18 protein-coding genes are annotated in these 20,371 nt (G+C 41.8%); 9 read left to right on the forward strand and 9 right to left on the reverse strand.

Annotated elements, in window-relative coordinates:
- Positions 1 to 2: 2 nt before the first annotated feature.
- The 3 genes from HMPREF0671_RS04510 to HMPREF0671_RS04520 are packed head-to-tail and all read right to left on the reverse strand — an operon-like array spanning position 3 to position 3,583.
- Positions 3 to 1,061: a glycoside hydrolase family 26 protein gene (locus tag HMPREF0671_RS04510; protein WP_036897176.1), complete on the reverse strand. Its 1,059-nt coding sequence runs from the start codon at positions 1,059 to 1,061 to the stop codon at positions 3 to 5.
- 9 nt (positions 1,062 to 1,070) lie between these two features.
- Positions 1,071 to 2,360 (reverse strand): acetylxylan esterase, encoded by a 1,290-nt coding sequence (locus HMPREF0671_RS04515; protein WP_052052839.1) that lies wholly within the window; start codon positions 2,358 to 2,360, stop codon positions 1,071 to 1,073.
- A gap of 2 nt (positions 2,361 to 2,362) precedes the next feature.
- A complete protein-coding gene (locus HMPREF0671_RS04520; protein ID WP_036897179.1) occupies positions 2,363 to 3,583 on the reverse strand; it encodes a glycoside hydrolase family 27 protein in 1,221 nt (406 codons plus the stop codon).
- A gap of 748 nt (positions 3,584 to 4,331) precedes the next feature.
- Between HMPREF0671_RS04520 and HMPREF0671_RS04525 the strand changes: the two genes are divergently transcribed.
- Genes HMPREF0671_RS04525 through HMPREF0671_RS04545 form a run of 5 tightly spaced genes read left to right on the forward strand, consistent with a single transcriptional unit; the run spans position 4,332 to position 10,462 of the window.
- A complete protein-coding gene (locus tag HMPREF0671_RS04525) occupies positions 4,332 to 6,707 on the forward strand; it encodes a mechanosensitive ion channel family protein (protein ID WP_036897182.1) in 2,376 nt (791 codons plus the stop codon).
- 55 nt (positions 6,708 to 6,762) lie between these two features.
- Complete coding sequence (gene kdsA / locus HMPREF0671_RS04530; protein WP_036897185.1) at positions 6,763 to 7,530, forward strand: 3-deoxy-8-phosphooctulonate synthase; 768 nt, start codon at positions 6,763 to 6,765, stop codon at positions 7,528 to 7,530.
- Entirely contained in the window at positions 7,530 to 8,510 is a 981-nt protein-coding gene (locus HMPREF0671_RS04535; protein ID WP_036897187.1) for an SIS domain-containing protein, read from the forward strand. Before kdsA ends, HMPREF0671_RS04535 begins: the two co-directional genes overlap by 1 nt.
- Before the next feature lie 8 nt (positions 8,511 to 8,518).
- Entirely contained in the window at positions 8,519 to 9,802 is a 1,284-nt protein-coding gene (gene cls, locus HMPREF0671_RS04540) for a cardiolipin synthase (RefSeq protein ID WP_036897189.1), read from the forward strand.
- Between the two features lie 51 nt (positions 9,803 to 9,853).
- Positions 9,854 to 10,462 (forward strand): response regulator transcription factor, encoded by a 609-nt coding sequence (locus tag HMPREF0671_RS04545; RefSeq protein ID WP_052052836.1) that lies wholly within the window; start codon positions 9,854 to 9,856, stop codon positions 10,460 to 10,462.
- 13 nt (positions 10,463 to 10,475) lie between these two features.
- Here HMPREF0671_RS04545 and HMPREF0671_RS04550 read toward each other — a convergent pair whose 3' ends face one another.
- The 6 genes from HMPREF0671_RS04550 to HMPREF0671_RS11950 form a co-directional block, all read right to left on the reverse strand.
- The gene (locus tag HMPREF0671_RS04550; RefSeq protein ID WP_036897195.1) at positions 10,476 to 11,432 is read right to left on the reverse strand and encodes a LuxR C-terminal-related transcriptional regulator; all 957 of its coding nucleotides are present in this window, start codon (positions 11,430 to 11,432) and stop codon (positions 10,476 to 10,478) included.
- Between the two features lie 14 nt (positions 11,433 to 11,446).
- Complete coding sequence (locus HMPREF0671_RS04555; RefSeq protein WP_036897198.1) at positions 11,447 to 11,638, reverse strand: hypothetical protein; 192 nt, start codon at positions 11,636 to 11,638, stop codon at positions 11,447 to 11,449.
- 561 nt (positions 11,639 to 12,199) lie between these two features.
- Positions 12,200 to 12,634: a BT0820 family HAD-type phosphatase gene (locus HMPREF0671_RS04560; protein ID WP_036897201.1), complete on the reverse strand. Its 435-nt coding sequence runs from the start codon at positions 12,632 to 12,634 to the stop codon at positions 12,200 to 12,202.
- Positions 12,635 to 12,671: 37 nt separating this feature from the next.
- Positions 12,672 to 15,224: a polysaccharide biosynthesis tyrosine autokinase gene (locus HMPREF0671_RS04565; protein WP_036897204.1), complete on the reverse strand. Its 2,553-nt coding sequence runs from the start codon at positions 15,222 to 15,224 to the stop codon at positions 12,672 to 12,674.
- A 33-nt stretch (positions 15,225 to 15,257) separates the two neighbouring features.
- Positions 15,258 to 16,136 carry a glucose-1-phosphate thymidylyltransferase RfbA gene (gene rfbA, locus HMPREF0671_RS04570; protein ID WP_036897206.1) on the reverse strand — a complete coding sequence of 293 codons (879 nt, stop codon included), beginning with the start codon at positions 16,134 to 16,136 and terminating at the stop codon, positions 15,258 to 15,260.
- 1 nt (position 16,137) lies between these two features.
- A complete protein-coding gene (locus HMPREF0671_RS11950) occupies positions 16,138 to 17,109 on the reverse strand; it encodes a sugar transferase (protein WP_084589723.1) in 972 nt (323 codons plus the stop codon).
- 365 nt (positions 17,110 to 17,474) lie between these two features.
- Here HMPREF0671_RS11950 and HMPREF0671_RS04580 point away from each other — a divergent pair, with 365 nt between their 5' ends.
- The 4 genes from HMPREF0671_RS04580 to rny all read left to right on the forward strand — a co-directional run bounded on the left by HMPREF0671_RS04580 (position 17,475) and on the right by rny (position 20,345).
- Positions 17,475 to 18,104 (forward strand): hypothetical protein, encoded by a 630-nt coding sequence (locus HMPREF0671_RS04580; protein WP_036897209.1) that lies wholly within the window; start codon positions 17,475 to 17,477, stop codon positions 18,102 to 18,104.
- Positions 18,105 to 18,168: 64 nt separating this feature from the next.
- Positions 18,169 to 18,462: a hypothetical protein gene (locus HMPREF0671_RS04585; protein ID WP_036897212.1), complete on the forward strand. Its 294-nt coding sequence runs from the start codon at positions 18,169 to 18,171 to the stop codon at positions 18,460 to 18,462.
- 9 nt (positions 18,463 to 18,471) lie between these two features.
- Positions 18,472 to 18,771, forward strand: coding sequence for a cell division protein ZapA (locus tag HMPREF0671_RS04590; protein ID WP_036897215.1), 300 nt, complete (start codon positions 18,472 to 18,474; stop codon positions 18,769 to 18,771).
- 38 nt (positions 18,772 to 18,809) lie between these two features.
- Positions 18,810 to 20,345, forward strand: a complete 1,536-nt coding sequence (gene rny / locus HMPREF0671_RS04595) for a ribonuclease Y (RefSeq protein ID WP_036897217.1) — start codon at positions 18,810 to 18,812, stop codon at positions 20,343 to 20,345.
- The last annotated feature ends 26 nt before the right edge of the window (positions 20,346 to 20,371 follow it).

A 20,371-nucleotide genomic window follows, 5' to 3' on the forward strand; every position in this document is an offset into this window, starting at 1 on the left:
TTTTATTTAATATCGTTTACAAACAAGGTCTTCTTCAGCTTATAAAAGGCCTTAAAATCCTTCTCTGTGGCATGGCCGGGGCTAGTCATATAGCACTCTTTGGCATTATCCCACGCATTACGCCAAAAAAGTACATAGCTAATAGGATAATCTTTGATAGCCGGCCACAATGTTTGGGAAAACCAATCAGCGTAAAGTAGCCCTTGACAACCTGTCTCTGTGAATGCAATAAGCTTATTCTCTTGCTTCCCAAGGGCTGCCAATTCATCTAGACATTGCTTCACCGACAGCTGATACTTGGCGTTGTCTTTATCAAATTCATAGATATCAATACCCAGCAAATCCACATATTGATCACCGGGATAATATTTCATGAAATCATCGTAACCTACATTTGGAGAATAAGCCCATACGAGATTGTCACATCCCATGCTTACCAACCGCCTGTAAAGCACTCGATAAAGCTGCTGATATTCCTCCGGTGTGCAGCTATTACTGCCCCACCAAAACCATCCACCCGACATTTCATGGAACGGACGGAATATTACCGGGACTAAATTTCCTCCCTTATCTTTCAGTGATAGGATAAAATTACCAACCTTATCAACCCACTCCCTCATCTTAGCACGATGTGTACCATGAGGCAAAGAAGCTTTCACCGCATCGCCACTAGGATCCCATGCCGTCTTTTCGGTCACAGGATTATCGGGATGCCAACTCAATGTTACAATACCACCTCTGGCATGTTGGGCTATGATTTCCTCTCTCATCCGGTCGAAAGACACTCCATCCAAGTTTTCTTTTCGCCCTAATTCCAATTTACCTAAGTCGAATCCCATCACAGCCGGATAGTCTCCACAGACATCTTTCACATCAGAACGTCCTGTATCCCACTTCCATGTACGTCCATATACAGGGTCGTCTTGATGTCCAATCATAATCCCTTTCTTCTGAATCTTCTTCAATCGAAGGATTAATTTCTCTGCCGGAGTATTGCTCCCTAAGGCTATTGTACTCATAAACATCATGCCCCAAAACAGTGATAGATGGATAAATTTCATACTAACAAGTTATTTTTTCAATAAATGTGCAATCAACCAAGTCTGCCATTCGTCCCATTGCTCTTGGTACCAAAAGTGACCAGTCTGTTGATATACGCTCAATTCCTTTTCTGCGTGAATGGTGTTATAAAGACCATAAGATGATGTCGGCGGAACAACCTCGTCGTTGTAACCGAACGAATACCATCCCGGAACCTGAATACGACGGGCAAAGTTCACACCATCATAATATCTTGCACCCTCCAATTTCTTCTTATCTACACCTTTATTATGATAGAAGTAATGTGGCCAACCGCCTGCCACACCGTGCAGTTCGGCCTCATAATCGCACATAGCATCGTGTACCGCAGCCAAGAAAGTAACACGCTTATCCAGCGCAGCCACCGCCAACGACAGGAAACCACCTTGACTTGCCCCCGTTACTCCAAGTGTCTTACCATCCCAAGCTGCCAACGAAGCAATATAATCTACAGCTCTGACAGCCCCCGTTACCACTCGCTTATAGTAATTTTGATTCGGTTCGTCCAAGTTTACAGACCAATAATTATTCAAAGCTCCTTGCAAAAGACGGTCGTAAACTTCTTGTTTCATTGTCACAGGAATACCATGTACACCGATTTCCAGCACAATACATTTACCCGGAGCTGTATAGGTGTCACCACCATAAGGACGGACACCGGCTCCTGGTACGCGCAACAGAGCAGGATATTTACCATCGGCTACCGGCACAGATAGGATACCATACATTCTACTTCGAGAAGAATTATTGGTAAAGCTCACCTCGTATACATTCATATCTTTGGTACACCGCTCAGGCAGCAACACTTTTGTAGGATTCAAATCGTTCTTCCTAACATCGGCCAAAGCATTGCTCCAGAACTTATCAAAGTCTACAGGACATTGCGCATAAGGCTTCACCTGCTCAGGCGAAAAGGCTGCCGTGCACAGTCCAGTGTATTGTTTACCGGCTATCGTAGCCATGGCCTTCACACGATAGAAACCGGGCTGCGTCATCGTTCCGCTCACACGAGTTGTTCCGTTCTTCAAGGTTACAGTCCGTTTCACCGTCGGATACATGTCAGGTCCCTCTTCCAAATCAACTTTCACATCATCCATCAAGGTACTAGATTTCAATACTTGTACAGTAAATACCGCTTTTTCGCCAACACGATAGTTCCAATCTTGATGGTCAGGTTGTACCATCACAACGATATTGTTGCCTCTAATCTGTGCCTGCATAGGCACAAAACCTAGCAAACACAGTGTAAGAAGACTTATTATTTTGTAGTAGCTTGTCATTTTCATTTCATCAATCTAAAGGCTATCACATCTCTTGCAGGAACATCTACGACCATACTTACTTGATCCTTTTTGCTCGTCTTGCCAACAATCTTGTGTTTCCATAGGTCTCGTACCTTATATATATTATCAGCAAAATCCGTCGTTCGTCCCGAAACATCATCTTTCACACCGCTCAACCGGCACCAATTCAACTGTACTTTAGTAGCTCTTTTAGAAACATTCAGAAGTGTGAAAGCCCAATCTCCATTAGCCAATGGTTTGAGCCAAAAGGCTACTCCTTGTTCGTCTTTGAAGTGATATCCCTGCACACACAGGCTATCTTGGTCTATAGTTATCAATTCCTTATTCTCTAAAATGCCCTTTGTGTCAGCGGACATATACCGGATATCGTTACCGATAATTAGTGGAGAAGCCATCATACACCACATAGTGAAATGTGCCCTATCCTCATTCACGGTCATACCATTGCCCACTTCCAACATATCAGGGTCGTTCCAATGCCCCTTACCGGCGTAAGCCCTCAAGGTATCATTATAGTTAACACACTGCATAACACCAAATTGAGTATAGGTAGGAAATACACGCAAGCTATCAAAATCGCACCAAATATCAGGTGTCGTACGCCAAGAATGCCCCACTTCTCGTGCCCATTTCCAAGGCCGACTGCTTCCCCACTCGCACATACTCAACAAAATGGGACGACCAGCAGCCCGCAAAGCATCACTCATCAACTGATAAGCGCCACGCGGATCAATATTCGTAGTATTACACCAATCATACTTCAAATAGTCGATACCCCATCGGGCATATTGCAAAGCATCCTGATATTCATGTCCCAAACTGCCGGGCATACCACCACAAGTTTCTGTTCCGGCATCCGAATAAATACCAAGTTTCAAGCCTTTTGAATGTACATAGTCGGCCAAATACTTCATTCCATGAGGGAATTTCGCCGAGTCAACCTGTATAAAGCCATTAGCATCGCGCTTTCCATGCCAACAGTCGTCTATATTAATATAGGTATAACCGGCATCTTTCAGTCCGGAAGACACCATCACATCGGCAATACCCATGATAATATCTTCATTGATATTTCCCTGAAACTTATTCCACGTGCTCCAGCCCATCTGTGGTGTATCAGCCAAATGTTCCCACTTTTGGGCACAAGACGGAAGAACGATGGTCAAAAGTAACAACAAATAAAACAGTTTGGTCTTCATTTCTATTTTCCAAGTTAGATACTTACGATTTGTTTAGGTTATAAGTTGATTCTACAACTCGCTTTTTTCTATTTGCAAAGATAAAACAAACAAATTCAAAAAACTGACACTTTCTTGCCCGATGTTTTGCAATTTTTGCAAAATGAATTTATCATCTAAATAGCACCAAAAAGACTATCAAGTAACAACTTCTTTATCATCCTCTTCCCTATTCTGCAAACACAGGTTCCCTACATACACGATTCTACGCCTCATAACAGCAGATGCTATGCATTCAACCCATTCAAAGACTCTATCCACCAAAGGCTAGACTATCAGCACAGTTAATGATACTATTTTATCAAACAATAATACTTTGTTACCCCACATAGCTAAAGAAAGACTCTCTATACTCTCTTTCAAACCTATACAAAGCCTCTATAAACTCACAAACTAGCCAACTCGTCTATTTATAAACTTGTCAACTATCAGAATGCAAAGCCATGGCAACAATGCTGTATAGGCTTTGCAGCATTGCTGAATGGACTAGGCAGTACTGTTGACAAGCCTTTGCAGCAAATGAAGTCTTTCAACTTTTAAGTCAGAGATGAGGACTTTTTTAGTGAGATATTGACTATACAAAATAGCAAATCCATAAAAACAAGTTCTCAAGTAACCCAGTTTGAAGTAAAATACACAAAAAAATTGTTGTCGAAAGAGCCACTGCCACAATTTATTCGTACTTTTGTCATCAAATGACCAAGAACTTATGTATAAGAAAATAGTACTGACACTCGCTGTCTTCATGTGTTTTGGACTCAATGGACATGCTGTTCTTAAAGAGAAAGATTTAGCCAACACGCTATCTATATTGCGCACCGAGTTGACCAACTACCACTCCGAGCTTGAAAAAAGAGCCGGCCTGCAGAAGGAACAACAACAGCAAGTGCGCGACAACATCATGACGGCATGGGGCAAAAGTAACCAAAATGCACTGATGCTCTATTCGCAAAAGCCTGAATATGTATTCGATTTGACTTACGCATGCCACGAAGCTACCAAGCAATACCGTACGTTTAAGGAATCCGTCATGCCTTTCAGATTGTTCTTGAAGAAGACAAACCAAGAGATTTCGCGCTACGACAGCTTGATAACAAGTCTTAGTAGCATGTACACCGTCAACCTCTCGGAACGTTCTAAAATAGACCGTAATGTATGTTTGACGCTTGCTGTCAACATCAGACATACCCTAAAAGACAATTCCGAACAGTTTACGGAATACATTAAGTATTACAAAATGACGGAGGAACATCTTCGCAATCTGGACCACTACGCCAACAAACGGTATTCAGACATACAAAACAGTATCTTCAGCAATTCGGGTACCAACTATTTGGAAGTATTGTCAAGGCTCAAAAAGAATTGGATAGAAACCAAAGAGACGGTTGAAACCAAGTATTTTGTCAAGTCGAAGACAATTTCACAATGGGCCCCCAAGTTCATGATAGGACTGTTTATCAGTATCCTTTTCTATGGAGCTATCGCCTTGGCTCTCAACATATTGGTCATTAGATTCCTCATACCGAAACGCCTGTGCACGCCTTCTTTCCTCGAAAAGCGCAATTGTGTGATGCTATCAACGAGTGTTATCTCACTTGCTATCATACTAGGTGTCGTGCGATTTACGGTCGACCAAAACTTTATCTATATGGCTAGCGGTCTCATGGTAGAATATATGTGGTTGCTAGGTGTTATTCTTATCTCCCTACTCTTACGACTCGACGGCAATCAAATCAAAAGCGGATTCCAGATTTATTCCCCTATTATGCTTATTAGCTTTATCGTGATAGCTTTCCGAATTACTTTGATGCCGAACGATGTAGTAAACTTGAGCTTGCCACTTATCCAGCTTTTATGTACTTTATGGCAATGGTACGTCATCAGAAAACACAATAACAATATTCCCAAAAGCGATGTATTCTACACCTATTGTTCGCTCCTCGTCTTCTCACTATCAGTAATCAGTTCATGGATAGGTTATGTATTGTTCAGCGTACAAATATTGATTTGGTGGATGATGCAGCTCACTTGCGTCCTTACCATCACCTGTTTGTCAGGATGGCTCAGAGAATATTCACGTAGAAAAGGTATCATGCAGCAGCCTATTACAAAGACATGGTTCTTTAGGCTCGTCTATTCAGTCTTGCTACCAACGCTAGGTGTACTCTCAGTCATGATCGCTATCTATTGGGCTGCAGACGTCTTCAATCTGAGCGATACTACTAAACGCATCCTCACACAAGACTTTATACATACCACAAACTTCATGGCCAGCATCTCAACGGTGGCACTGGTCATCATCTTATACTTCCTTTTTGCGTATATCAACCATACATCGCAAGGCTTTCTGTACCATCATTTCGAACAGAGTGACCCTTCTACAGCCGCCAGTCGCATGGTTATGGCCAAGAATGTCATCCAAGTTGTCGTGTGGGGAACATGGTTGCTCATCAGTTTGAGCATCTTCCACGTTAGCAACACATGGTTGGTTGTCATCACAGGTGGTCTTTCTACCGGTGTCGGTTTTGCCTCTAAAGACATTCTGGAGAATATATATTATGGTATATCATTGATGGCCGGACGTATCAAGGTAGGCGATTACATAGAGTGCGATGGTATCCGTGGCAAGGTAAGTTCCATCAGTTACACCTCTACCATGATTGAGGCTACCGACGGAAGTGTCATTGCTTTCCAAAACAGTCAGCTCCTTACAAAGAACTATAAGAACATAACAAAGAACCATGGATACGAACTTGACGTTTTGGAAGTGGGTGTGGCATATGGCACAAACATTGCGGAGGCAAAGAATATTCTCATCAATGCCATTCAGAAATTAGGTATTACCGATCCTGCTCGACCTGTCAAAATAGTATTGACTCAGTTCGATGACAGTTGTATCACACTGAAAATATTGGTTTGGGTGAACGTACTTACCCATTTTGGTGATGATGGTATCATTATGGAATGCATCTATGAGACACTCAATGCTCACGGTATAGAGATTCCATTCCCACAACGTGAAGTACGTATATTGAATACTTCCAACAAAGAAGAAGCCGAAGCTATCAGCCTAAAACAAGAATAAAACACTTGCAAATTAGTCTCAAAATGACTACTTTTGCATAAAACAATCATCTAAGATGTCTAATAATCAACAACAACCCATATTCATTGCGGGACCATGTGTGATAGAGTCGCAAGAACTCTTGGACACCGTTGCGCAAGAAATTATCAGAATCAACAAAACATTAAATACTCAAATCGTATTCAAAGCATCTTTCGACAAAGCCAATCGCACCTCACTACACTCGTTCAGGGGACCGGGATTGGAGAAAGGTTTGCAAATGTTGACACAGGTAAAAGAACGTTATGGGCTGAAAATTACCACTGATATACACGAAAGTTATCAAGCCGAAGCTGTAGCAGAGGTGTGTGATATTCTTCAGATTCCAGCATTCTTATGCCGCCAAACCGACCTTTTGATAGCAGCGTCCCGCACCGGACGCATCGTCAACATCAAGAAAGCACAGTTCTTAAGCGGCAATGATATGCGCTTCCCCGTACAGAAAGCACTCGAAAGTGGGGCTAAAGAGGTGTGGCTTACAGAACGAGGTAACTCATTTGGATATAATAATTTGGTTGTTGACTTCCGCAATATCCCGGACATGAAAGAAATAGTACAGACTGTCATTATGGACTGTACGCACAGCGTTCAACGTCCCGGAGGGGGAAATGGAAGTACAAGTGGAGACCGCAAATTCGTACCGGCAATGGCTAAAGCAGCCAAAGCATTCGGTGCAACGGGATACTTCTTTGAGGTACACCCTACTCCCGACCAAGGCTTATCAGACGGCCCGAACATGCTGGAATTGCATAAATTAGAATCACTTATCAAGGAATTACTCTAATGGAAAAAGATACTATCAACGATATACAGCGCGAACAAATAAGACAATGGGGCGAACAATGCATCAAAGATGAAGCAGAAGCCTTGTTGGAATTGATTCCCCAACTAGACCATAACTTTGAAGATGCTGTGAATATGATGTACCATTGTCACGGGAAAATCATTATCACCGGTGTAGGAAAAAGCGGTAATGTGGGTGCAAAGATAGCTGCCACACTGGCAAGTACGGGCACACCGGCTTTCTTTATCAATCCTTTGGATGTGTACCATGGCGATTTAGGTGTCATGACACAAGACGATGTGGTGCTGGCACTCAGCAATTCGGGGCAGACAGACGAGTTGCTTCGCTTCATTCCTGTGGTACTCCACATGAACGTTCCCATCATTTCGATGACCTGTAACGAGAACTCTCTCTTAGCCAAATACAGCAATGCACATATCAAAGTGCATGTGAAGAAAGAGGCATGTCCGCTAAATTTGGCTCCCACAAGTAGTACAACGGCTGCTTTAGCCATGGGAGATGCGCTGGCAATTGCCCTAATGCAAGTGCGAGGATTCCAATCTAGAGACTTCGCACAATTCCATCCCGGAGGCGAACTTGGCAAACGGCTGCTCACAACAGCAGAAGATGTGATGCGTAGCAACGATATGCCTATCATCTCGGAATCGGCACATTTGGGCGAAGCCATTATTGATGTGAGCAAAGGAAAACTAGGTTTGGGTATCTCATTGCAGGACGGTAAGATTTCAGGATTGATTACCGACGGGGATATTCGACGCGCCATGGAAAGATGGCAAGCCGACTTTTTCAATCATACAGTCAGTGATATTATGACCCGTGAACCCAAGATGGTATTGCCGGAAACTAAGATTACCGAGGTTCAACGTATCATGCACAAATATAAGATACACACTGTTCTAGTGACAGACAACGAAAAGAAACTCCTTGGTGTAGTAGATCATTATAGTTGTATGATTTAAAAAGGAGAATGTCTTTACCCAAATATCATATCCAACGCTTTATAATTATCTGTGCATATCTCTTTGTTTACAGCTGGGGATATGCACAGTCTAGTGATTCTCTAGTCGTTCAGCACTTGCGGAACTATGGAATAAAGTTCTCTCACAACAATTCCGTAACACTCTTAATGACCGGACAAGAGAAATTTGACGATTTATTCAAAGCTGTTCGTCAAGCCAAACAATCCATCCATCTAGAATATTTCAACTTCCGCAACGACTCTATTGCCAATCAACTTTTCGACCTTTTGACCGAGAAAGCAAAGGAAGGAGTGGAAGTGAGAGCCTTATTTGATGCTTTCGGAAACTCTTCTAACAATAAACCCTTAAAGAAACGACATCTCAAAAAAATACGAGAAAACGGCATAGAAATCTACGAATTCGATCCATTAAGGTTTCCATGGATTAATCATGTCTTCTCTAGAGACCATCGAAAGATTGTAGTCATCGATGGAAAAATTGCCTATACAGGAGGTATGAACGTCGCCGACTACTACATAAACGGAACAAAAGTTGTAGGCGAATGGCACGACATGCACTGTCGTATAGAGGGAAATGAGGTGAATACGCTACAAAGTATTTTCCTCAGAATATGGAATAAAACCACCAATCAAGACATTCACGGAGCGCAATACTTCAGAGGAGGTGAATCTACAGATGATTTCCAAGGACTCAAACCAGACACCACCGCTACCGCCTATCACAAGATGGTGGGCATTATCAACCGAGAACCCGTACGCTCGAACGAGATAATACGCGAGTTCTACACCTCTGCCATCCAGTCGGCACGCGATAGTATTAAGATTATCAACCCCTACTTTACTCTAAATCACCGCATTAAGAAGGCATTAAAGAATGCCGTCAAGCGTGGCGTCAAGGTCGAAATCATGCTCAGTATCAAGAGCGATATTCCGCTAACTCCCGACTGTGGCTTCTACAATGCGCACAAACTGATGAAACACGGATGCAATATTTGGATGTACAAGCCGGGATTCCACCATACGAAAATCATCATGGTAGACGGCAAGTTGTGCACAGTAGGCAGTGCAAACCTCAATGCAAGAAGTCTCAATTGGGACTATGAGGAAAATGCTGTCATCGTAGATTCATGCACAACCAGGCAGTTAAGCAATCTATTTGATGTAGAGAAGAAAGATTGTTTCAAACTTACTGAAGCGGAATGGAATCATTGGCGCACCGGTTGGCAGAAATTTAGAGGATGGTTTGCACACTTATTGGCGCCCTTTCTCTAAAAAAGATACATGCAAATCGAGTTATTGTAAGATTTTTAATATATTTGTAGCATGAATAGACACGAAGCTTCAGGCAGACCCAAAATTGCCATCATAGACAACAACACCTTAGCTATTCTAGGGCTCAAACAAATACTTCAAAACGTCATGCCCATCATGACGATAGAAACTTTCAGCAATTTCGACGAATTGGAGAACAACAATACTGACGGTTTCTTCCACTACTTCGTATCCATTAAAATCGTATTGGAGCATAGAGCGTTTTTCTTGGAACGCAAGCAAAAAACCTTTGTACTTACCACTTCCAGCGATCCCAATTCCCAACTAAGCGATTTCCGCTGTCTGAGTATCAACGTATCCGAAGACCAACTCATCAAATCGCTTCTCATGTTAGCGCAACATGGACATTCACATGGAAAGAATTTACCTCCCATGCCCAACGTGTTGAAGGCTAAAATTCTATCAGATCGTGAGATAGAAGTGTTGTCATTAGTAGCTCAAGGCTACATCAATAAAGAGATTGCCGACCAATTAAATATCGGTATGACAACTGTGATTACACACCGAAAGAACATCCAAGAGAAACTTGGACTCAAGAGCGTGTCGGCTCTGACCATCTACGCAGTAATGCACGGATACGTAGATATCAATAAGATTTAATATTCCTAGCAAGTTACAACTTGACAGAAGATATGTCTACCAAGTTGTTTACAATTGCATAAATAGTAAGTCCGGCTGGACTATGTATCTGCAATTTACGCGCGATATTGCGTCGATGCGTAATAACCGTATTGATAGAGATACACAGATGGTCGGCAATTTCCTTATTAGTCATACCTTGTACTAGACTAATAATAACTTCTTTCTCGCGCTCACTCAACAAATCCCCACTATCAGGATTCTGCTTTATCATATTGGAAATCTTCACCGTGACGTCGCTTTGGCGTGCTTTCTTCTCCAATCTCCTGATAGCCGGCGTGAATATCTCATCTTCCACACGAGCATGTTGAGCCAGCCACTCCTCATTATTATAAATATCGTACAATGCAGCCGTTAATTGGTTGTTGTGCAATCCATCACTCGGCAAATACTTGATGATGATATTCTTCAATTCTCTCAACTTTACATCGGTCTGTCCATGATGCTTCGAGTAAGTCTCAATATCATAATTTGTATCGGCCTCATTGTTCAAAAGAGAATGCACGTATGGGAAAACAGTCTTCTCCTCATACGTCATGTGCGAGCGAATGGCATGTGCATATTCATCGTACAACTTCATGATGAGTCGTGCCAAATTATCCTTCTCGTCCAATGCGTTCATGAGTTGCTGGCGCATAAATGGCAGTTGGAAATCCAGATAGTAAGCATGTGACGCACGCAGATACTGAATCAATGTAGGGATAGATAGTCGGTCGGCATCGTCATAATCCCGATAACCATTAATAGCAAAATTGATAACAGCCAAGAAAGTATAGGTATCGACATTTTGATCTTCACAAACTTCCTGCACAGTCTTGTCTCCAAAACCAAGGTTTATGCCAAAGGCTCCTAGACTTTGGAGTATATTATAATTATCTCTGATAATCGAAATCAGCCGGTCACCGGATTCATACATCTTTTGATTCTTCATCTGTAAAATGCTATTTACATGTTAACAACCTGCTCAAAGACTCCTTTCATCTTCGGCCTATAATGTCTTTTACCTTCAGCATACATCTCGCTGAGATTGCTGCAAGGCTCTTTCACCAATATTGCCATACGTCGGCAGCAATACTGCATAGCCTTAACAGAAATGCTGGCACGGCCTTGCAGCAACATCAGCTCTGTGCCTACCATTTGCTAATTACTTTTGATTACGCCCGCCTCTAAACATCCTCACGGAAGAATACTTATCATCAAACACGTCAAAAGCCATATTATAAATTGCAAAATAACAAAAAAAACACGATTCGCACAATCATTATAATTAGGTAAATTTCTATTACACCTGTTATACAATAGGCCTATTTTCAACTCAGCATACCTATATATGATGATTATATCAATTACCGAGTTATAAGTATTGACACATCTTATAAAAGCTACTACCTTTGCAATCAGATAAATATATGAATGGATTGCAGATGTAACAAGAGATACGGTGATAGTTACCACTATTGATTTACCAAGTCGGACACCCATCAATACTAGAAGACTTGACAAAGAATAAAGCAACTAGAAATCCGTATCTCTTTTTATTTTAACATCTCTACCCTACTCCCTCACGACTATGGTATTAAATAAAACAAGTGAGTTCGGTAACAATACCAAGCCCACTCTCTCATAATTCTTAACTTTAATAAAATTCACACTGTCGCGCTTGACAGCATATAAAAACTTCTATACTATTTTTTTGCATTAAAATTGCCACCAATGCTTTTTCTTAGGCATCTCATCTTCTTGATACATCCCCTGCGACAAACGCTCACGCATGATGTCGTTGAAAGTCTTATGGTCGTGTATCATGTGATAAATCTGCCCCCAATCGGGCAATCCACCGAGGTTTCTATCGTCAATAAACATCTCCACTTTGAGTTTACGAGAGAAATGGTTGTTCTTTTCTTCTTCCTCTTCCGGATAGTCCCGATTGACTGCATAAAACTCCACTCCACGCTCACGACACCAATTAACGGCATCATCTAGAAGTTTTCCCTCTCTGACACTCCAAAGAATCAGCCGATGCTGGTCTTTAATGAGCATCTTGAGCGTCTCTGTTGCGAAAGGCAATTCTTCTCCTATCTCAGGATATTTATGCTCGACGATAGTACCGTCGAAATCTACTGCTATTGTCATCTATTCTATTTAAAGTCTAATTTGTATTATCATATAATTACCGCTTGATGGAATTATCGTCCTTCTTTCCGTAATGACTGTTCGAATAGTTGCCATAACTACCATAAGAACCATAAGTGCCATATTGCCCATAAGAGCCATAGGAATCATACTTACCATTGCCATAACGTGCGTACTTACCATACTTCGCATATTTACCATAGCCATAGTAATAGCCATACTTGCGCTTTGACATATCAATACCATTGATAGCTACGCACATATTCGGCATTTTATTCTCATTATGGAGAGAATTGATAAGGCCAAAGCTTTCTTTTGCAGTATAGTCAGCTCTACATACATAGACTGTAGCATCTCCTACTCTACTGATTTGGAGCGTATCTGTTACCAATCCAATAGGTGCTGTATCGATCAATACATAATCATACATACCCTTCAGAATATTGACAACCTTATCAAGACTCTCGCGTGCTAAAAGTTCAGCAGGGTTTGGAGGAATAGGTCCGGCCATTAATAAATCCAAGTTCTCATGTACTCCCGAACGGAGTGTCTGTGCCTGTATCATCTCTTGGGTCGGCTCTTCCTTAACCAAAATATTGGTTATACCATGGTGATGATCGTCAATTTCGAAGAGCTCAGCCAAACGAGGTTTACGCACATCAAGTCCTATCAAAACAACCTTCTTGCCTAGCAAAGCAAACGAAACGGCTAAGTTGGCAGCCAAGAAAGTCTTACCTTCACCAGATGTAGTAGAAGTAAAGATGATTGTTTTCTGCCCCTCGCGTAGCATAAACTGCAAATTGGTACGCATGCTACGGAAGACTTCTTCCATCAAATTGTTCTTATTTTCATGCACGACAACGTCGCCACGAGTCTTAATCGTATCACTTGACACAGGAATATCACCAAGAATAGGCAAACGAGTCAGGCGTACAACATCCTGATGTCCCTCTATACGATATTTGAAGAACTGCATAACAACCAATACCAAAGCAGGGATACCTATCGCCAATATCAATGATATCAAGAGAATTATGGCATTCTTGGGACTTATCTTGCCTATGGTCTCAGGTGCATCTATCATCTTACCCTTGTCGGCTGTGGCTGCCAAAGAGATAGAGTTTTCCTCTCTCTTTTGGAGTAACATCAAATACAAACCGGACTTAACTTCCTGTTGACGACCAATCTGAGTCAACATACGTTCTTGTTCGGGCGATGCTCCTACCTCACCACTATATCTACGGTACTCAGAAGCCACAGCATTGCGCTGCAACTGCATGTTTCTACGAGCTTGAGCCATAGCCTTTTGGATACTGAGCAACAAATCATCAAGCTGTGCTGTCAATGGAGTTACCGTCGGGCTGGTCTCTGATGCGCTTCTCAACAATCTGTTTCTTTCCAACACAATCTCATTATATTTTTGGATAAGAGCTGTTGTGCTCTCATCTTTCAAACCTACATTAGAAGGCAATGGCTGATATCTATTACCCGATTCGTGTAGAGTTGCATTTAGCTCGTTGAGCAAAGCCATCTGGGTATTAGCCTCTACTAACTTTTGGCTGAACTGATCTTGATTGGCCACAGACTGTGTAGCATTCAATTTTAGTTCCACCATATTGTTGTTACGCTTGTAAGATTCCAAAGCACCCTCAGTATTTCCAAGCTCTGCATTAATCTTTTCTAGACGGCTATTAATGAATTCCTCTGTACGAACAGCAATCTCGTTCTTATCTTCATTAGCCTGTAGATTATAGCATTCTATCAACTGATTCAAATAATCTCGGCCACGTTCGGGCAGTTCATCGTTCAAAACGAGCTGTGCAATGGTGGTCATTTTAGAAGTTGGGCTAACCGCCAATCTCTGTACATACTTGTTAGCTACATTCTTAGGTGACTCTACCACAGCCTTTGATACGGTCATCTTTTTCTTTGGATTCTCCACATATGCATGGTTCTTTTCAAAACGCAAGATACCTACTTTCGTAGAAATCTTAGCAGGAAGTGATTTCAGTACCTCATCAATACTAAATGGTCCTTCCACGACCTCATCTTTGTAGACAGCATAATATTCACCGGTAATATGATAACTTCCATCAGATGCCTTTTCCAGCTCCAACTGAATAGGGAATACCAACTTATCCAGATACTTCCAATCCATATCTACATTGACCGGTTGATTCTTGTATAAAAGGTTATCTTTCACCTTACCTATACTATAATAGGTCGTATATAGCTTCAAATTCTTAACAGTTCGCTCCGCAATAGAATGGGAAGACAAAATCTCCATTTCATTGTCTATACCATTAGAATTGGACATAATACCCAAATAAGTAATATTCTGCAAAGCGTTACCTCCACCACGTCGGTTGTTGTCATCGTCTTTGATGAGCAATTTAGTCTGCGATTGGTAGATAGGAGTAGCATATCTCAGATATACCAAAGCGACACCAATACAGATAATAAGCGACACAAGGAACCATTTCCAATTTAAGACTAATGTCGTGTAGAGGGCTAGAAAGTCAAATGATGACTGTTCTTCTTGTTCCTGTACCTGTGCATTTTCAGGAACAACGGTCTTTTTCTCTTCCATTATTAAATATTATCTAATTATTTTTATTCGTAATTAATTCTGAGAGATTCGCATGAGATACTGTCCGTACCCATTCTTTATCATAGGCTTAGCCAGCTCTGCCACCTGCGCTTTGGTTATCCAACCATTCTGCAAAGCAATCTCTTCAAGACAAGCTATCTTGAGTCCCTGCCTCTTTTCTATAACCTCAATAAAGGTACTAGCCTCACTCAAACTATCGTGAGTTCCGGTATCAAGCCAAGCAAAACCACGTTGTAATGGTTTCACCAATAGTTTGTCCTGTCCCAGATATTCTTGATTGACAGTCGTTATTTCCAATTCTCCACGCTCACTAGGCCGAATGTTTTTAGCGATTTCAACCACTGAATTAGGATAGAAATACAGCCCAACTACCGCATAATTGCTCTTAGGATGCTCTGGTTTCTCCTCTATACTTAGACATTTTCCAGATCTATCATCAAACTCAGCAACCCCATAACGCTCTGGATCATTCACATAATAGCCGAAGACACTAGCCTTGTTACGCTCCTCGGCATCTTTCACACTTTGATGCAACAAACCCGTTAAGCCGGCGCCATAGAATATGTTATCGCCCAACACAAGACACACACTGTCTGTACCAATAAACTCTTCACCGATAATAAATGCTTGTGCCAATCCGTCGGGACTAGGCTGCTCGGCGTATTCAAAATTTACTCCAAGCTCATGACCATCGCCAAGCAACCGTTTGAAACCGGGTAAATCGTACGGGGTAGATATGATTAATATATCCTTAATACCTGCAAGCATGAGCACAGATATGGGATAATAAATCATAGGTTTATCAGAGATAGGAATCAATTGCTTACTGATTCCCTTCGTAATCGGATAAAGACGCGTACCCGAACCGCCTGCCAATACAATTCCTTTCATATTAATATGCTCGTTTATCCGGTATCATGAATTCTATTGCAGTCTTCATGATAATCTTAATATCCAACCAGAATGACCAATGTTCGATATAGCATATATCTCGTTTAATACGTTCCTCCATTTGCCACAGTTCCTTGGTCTCACCTCTAAAACCTGTTATCTGAGTCCAACCGGTAATTCCGGGTTTACTAAAGTGCCTAACCATGTATTTATCTATCAAATCACGATACACATCTGTATGGTAAAGCATATGTGGACGAGGCCCAACGATACTCATATCTCCTTTCAACACATTGAAAAACTGCGGTAATTCGTCAATATTTGTCTTGCGCATGAAATTACCAAAGGCAAACTTTCGCGGATCATCCTTCGTAGCTTGCTGCTTATCAGAATCTGCATTAACGTGCATGGAACGGAATTTCAAGCAATTAAAGGTCTGACCATTCAGTCCTGTACGTTGTTGTTTGAACAGCCCAGGGCCCGGACTCTGTAATTTGATGCACATAGCAATAATGGGATACATCAGCCCAATAAACAGCACCGTACGCGTGTTGCGCCCCATTTGGCGATAATGCTTCAACAACACTCGCTGTATAAGACGTGTTACCATGAGAAAGAAGAAGACCGCGGGGAACAACAGTAGCAAACAATACAAGACCTGCTCCTGCACACCTATCATTCTCAGCATCACGTACATCACTACTGCTTGGCATGCACTCAGTTTGAACACCCTGCTCAATGCGTCTTCAAAGTTTACCCTACGCAAATGAATGATGGTATGATACAACATTTGGCTAACCAACATCGAGAAGTTGGCTACCAGCAATGTCATCTTTGTTGCGACATGGGAAAATGATGGTACAAAATTTGGCATAAGCACTATAAATGCCCATAATGTAACATTCAACACCAAAAAGTCGCCAATCGCAACTAAAATTCTTATAAGGTCATTTCTGTTTCCAGACTGCTTCATACCAAAAACTGAACGAATGATTATTCAATCTCTAATTTGCCGCAAAGATAAACAAAAATACATAAAGATTCATGTGTTCACTTAAAAACTTTTATTCAGAGCATATTCTTTTTATAATACATCACTAGAATTTCACTGCAAAGACACTCCAACATCCCTGCAAAAACGCTTCAGCAAAATTGAAAAAGCTATACAGCATCACTGCAACCACACTGCAACCTGATAGTCGAGGAATTTACAAGTAGCCAAACAGACTAGCTCTTTAATGCAAAGAACCAACCTAAAACCACAGGAAACCTTTGGTCTTTAGCTCAACTTTCACTAACTTTGCAGCAAACAAGAATAACACAATTAGAATCAACAAGATGGGAATATTTTCTAAACTTTTTAAAAGCAAGAATAGTACAGCCAAAGTGGGTGGAATGGAAGACTACATGACCTTGGTACGTGTGTATTTCCAAGCATCGCTTGCAGCCAACCTTGGTATCAACAATCTAGCGATGCTCCCCGACTTGCGCATGTTTAAATCGACCCTACACGTGCCCACAGTCAACAACAAACTCGGTATTGGCGAGCGTAACCAGTGTAAGAAGATGCTCAAAGAGCTGTATCACACTGATGACACATTCTTCAAAGAGATAGACCAAAGCATCCGCAAAAACTGCCACAAGATACAAGACGTGCAGACTTACCTCATCCAATTCCAAGGATTCACACAAGACGTGATGATGCTCATGGGCAATTTGATGAAGTTCAAACTCCGACTCCCCTCCTTCTTCAAGCGCGCTATCTACAGCATGACAGAGAAAACAGTGAGCGACGTGTTCAATAAAAACGACTACACCGATGCCGGTGTGATGAAAACCGTATTGACTATTCGCCAGTATAACAAGCGACTGGGATTCTCACAGAAATGGATTACCGACTTCGTCTACCAAGTAGTGATGCTGGCCAAAAAGGAATCACCGAACAATACAGACGAAGATAAGAAATAAAAATTTACGTATTATTTGGAATAACCGATTAATTCAATTAAATTTGTAACCAAATTGTAAGTCTATGGATGCTAACGAAAAGATACTATCTCTCTTTTCTACACGTGTCAGACAGATGATTCTCCAATACATTGAAACCAAGAAGGAGAACGATAATCTGTATGCAATGGTAGACGAAAGGGACGTGCGTATCAAGCAGTTGGAAAGCCAACTGGCTCAAGCAGAAAGGAATTACAACAGCCTTAAGATGGCCAAGATGATAGAAATCACCGATGGCGATATGGAAGAAGCTAGTAAACGAGTTTCTAAATTAATTCGAGAGGTAAATAAATGTATCACGCTGCTCAGTGAAAAATAACAAGTCGTGATGGAAGAAGACAACAAAGAGAAACTACATATCAGATTACATGTCTATGATACAGAGATGTCGGTCAACATTGTTCGGGCCGACGAGAAACTGTATAGAGATGCTGCCAAACTTATCACTGATACGGTAAATACCTATGCTGAGGTTTTCAAGGGCCGTAAAAGTGATAAGGAGATTTTGTATATGGCACTGATAGACATAGCTTTACGATATGAGCGAGAAGCCGATCGCAACGATACGGCTCCTTTTAGTGAAGTTCTCAAGACATTGACTTCTGAAATTGAAGACGCGCTGAAGTAGTTTTGAGAAGCTAACACTAAAAATATACATATATACACATGACAACAATAGTTATTATAGCCATTGTGGCTCTACTGGCGGGAAGCTGTATCGGGTATACTCTTTTCCGTTATGTAATGACTGGAAAATACAAGGAAATGATTAATTCAGCAACAAAAGACGCAGAAGTAATCAAAGAAAAGAAGCTCCTTGAAGTAAAAGAAAAATTCCTCAATAAGAAGTCTGAACTTGAAAAAGAGGTTCAGCAGCGCAATCAGAAGATTCAGCAGATAGAAAATAAGTTGAAGCAAAGAGAGTTGTCGCTGAACCAACGACAGGAAGAACTTGGCCGAAAGAAGCAAGAAGTAGACCAAAACCAGCAGCGCATCGACAATGAGAAGAAGTTGTTGCAGGTAAAACAACAAGACTTAGAGAAGATGCAAGACCTTGAACGAGCAAAGCTTGAAGAACTCTCAGGCCTTAGTGCAGAGGAAGCAAAAAATCGTCTTGTTGAGAGTTTGAAAGACCAAGCCAAGCTTGATGCTGCCAGCTATATTAACGAAATCATGGACGAAGCCAAGCTCAATGCCAACCAGCAGGCCAAGAAGATTGTCATTCAGACTATCCAGCGCGTTGCTACCGAGACTGCCATTGAGAACTCCGTCAGCGTATTCCATATTGATAACGATGAAGTTAAGGGACGCATCATTGGCCGTGAGGGTCGTAACATCCGTGCCCTTGAGGCTGCTACCGGTGTTGAGATTGTCGTAGATGACACGCCCGAAGCTATCGTTATCAGTGCATTCGACCCTGTTCGCCGTGAGATTTGTCGCCTTGCTCTTCACCAACTTGTAGCCGATGGTCGTATTCATCCAGCACGTATTGAAGAAGTTGTGGCTAAAGTCAAGAAGCAATTAGACAACGAAATCATTGAAACCGGTAAGCGTACAACCATCGATTTAGGTATTCATGGACTACATCCGGAGCTTGTAAGAATCGTTGGTAAGATGAAATACCGTTCTTCTTACGGTCAGAACTTGCTGCAACATGCTCGTGAAACTGCCAATCTCTGTGCTGTTATGGCCAGTGAGTTGGGCTTGAATCCAAAGAAGGCAAAGCGTGCCGGACTGCTCCACGATATTGGTAAGGTGCCAGACGAGGAGAGCGAATTGCCCCACGCATTATATGGTGGTAAGATAGCAGAGAAGTACAAGGAAAAGCCCGATGTGGTAAATGCTATCGCAGCTCACCACGATGAAGTAGAGATGCAGAGTCTCCTCGCTCCTATCGTACAGGTTTGTGACGCCATCTCCGGGGCTCGTCCGGGGGCTCGTCGTGAAATTGTAGAAGCTTATATCAAGCGCCTCAACGACTTGGAAGCTATCGCACTAAGCTATCCCGGTGTGACTAAAACCTATGCTATCCAAGCCGGTCGTGAGCTTCGCGTCATCGTTGGAGCCGATAAGATGGACGATGCTGAAAGTGAAAAGCTATCAAGCGAAATCGCTACCAAGATTCAGAACGAGATGACTTATCCCGGTCAAGTAAAGATTACCGTTATCCGCGAGACTCGTTCTGTGGCATACGCAAAGTAAAACATCTATTTATACATACCAAAAAG

Origin of the sequence: Prevotella sp. S7 MS 2, assembly GCF_000762865.1 — a bacterium.
Lineage (GTDB): Bacteria > Bacteroidota > Bacteroidia > Bacteroidales > Bacteroidaceae > Prevotella.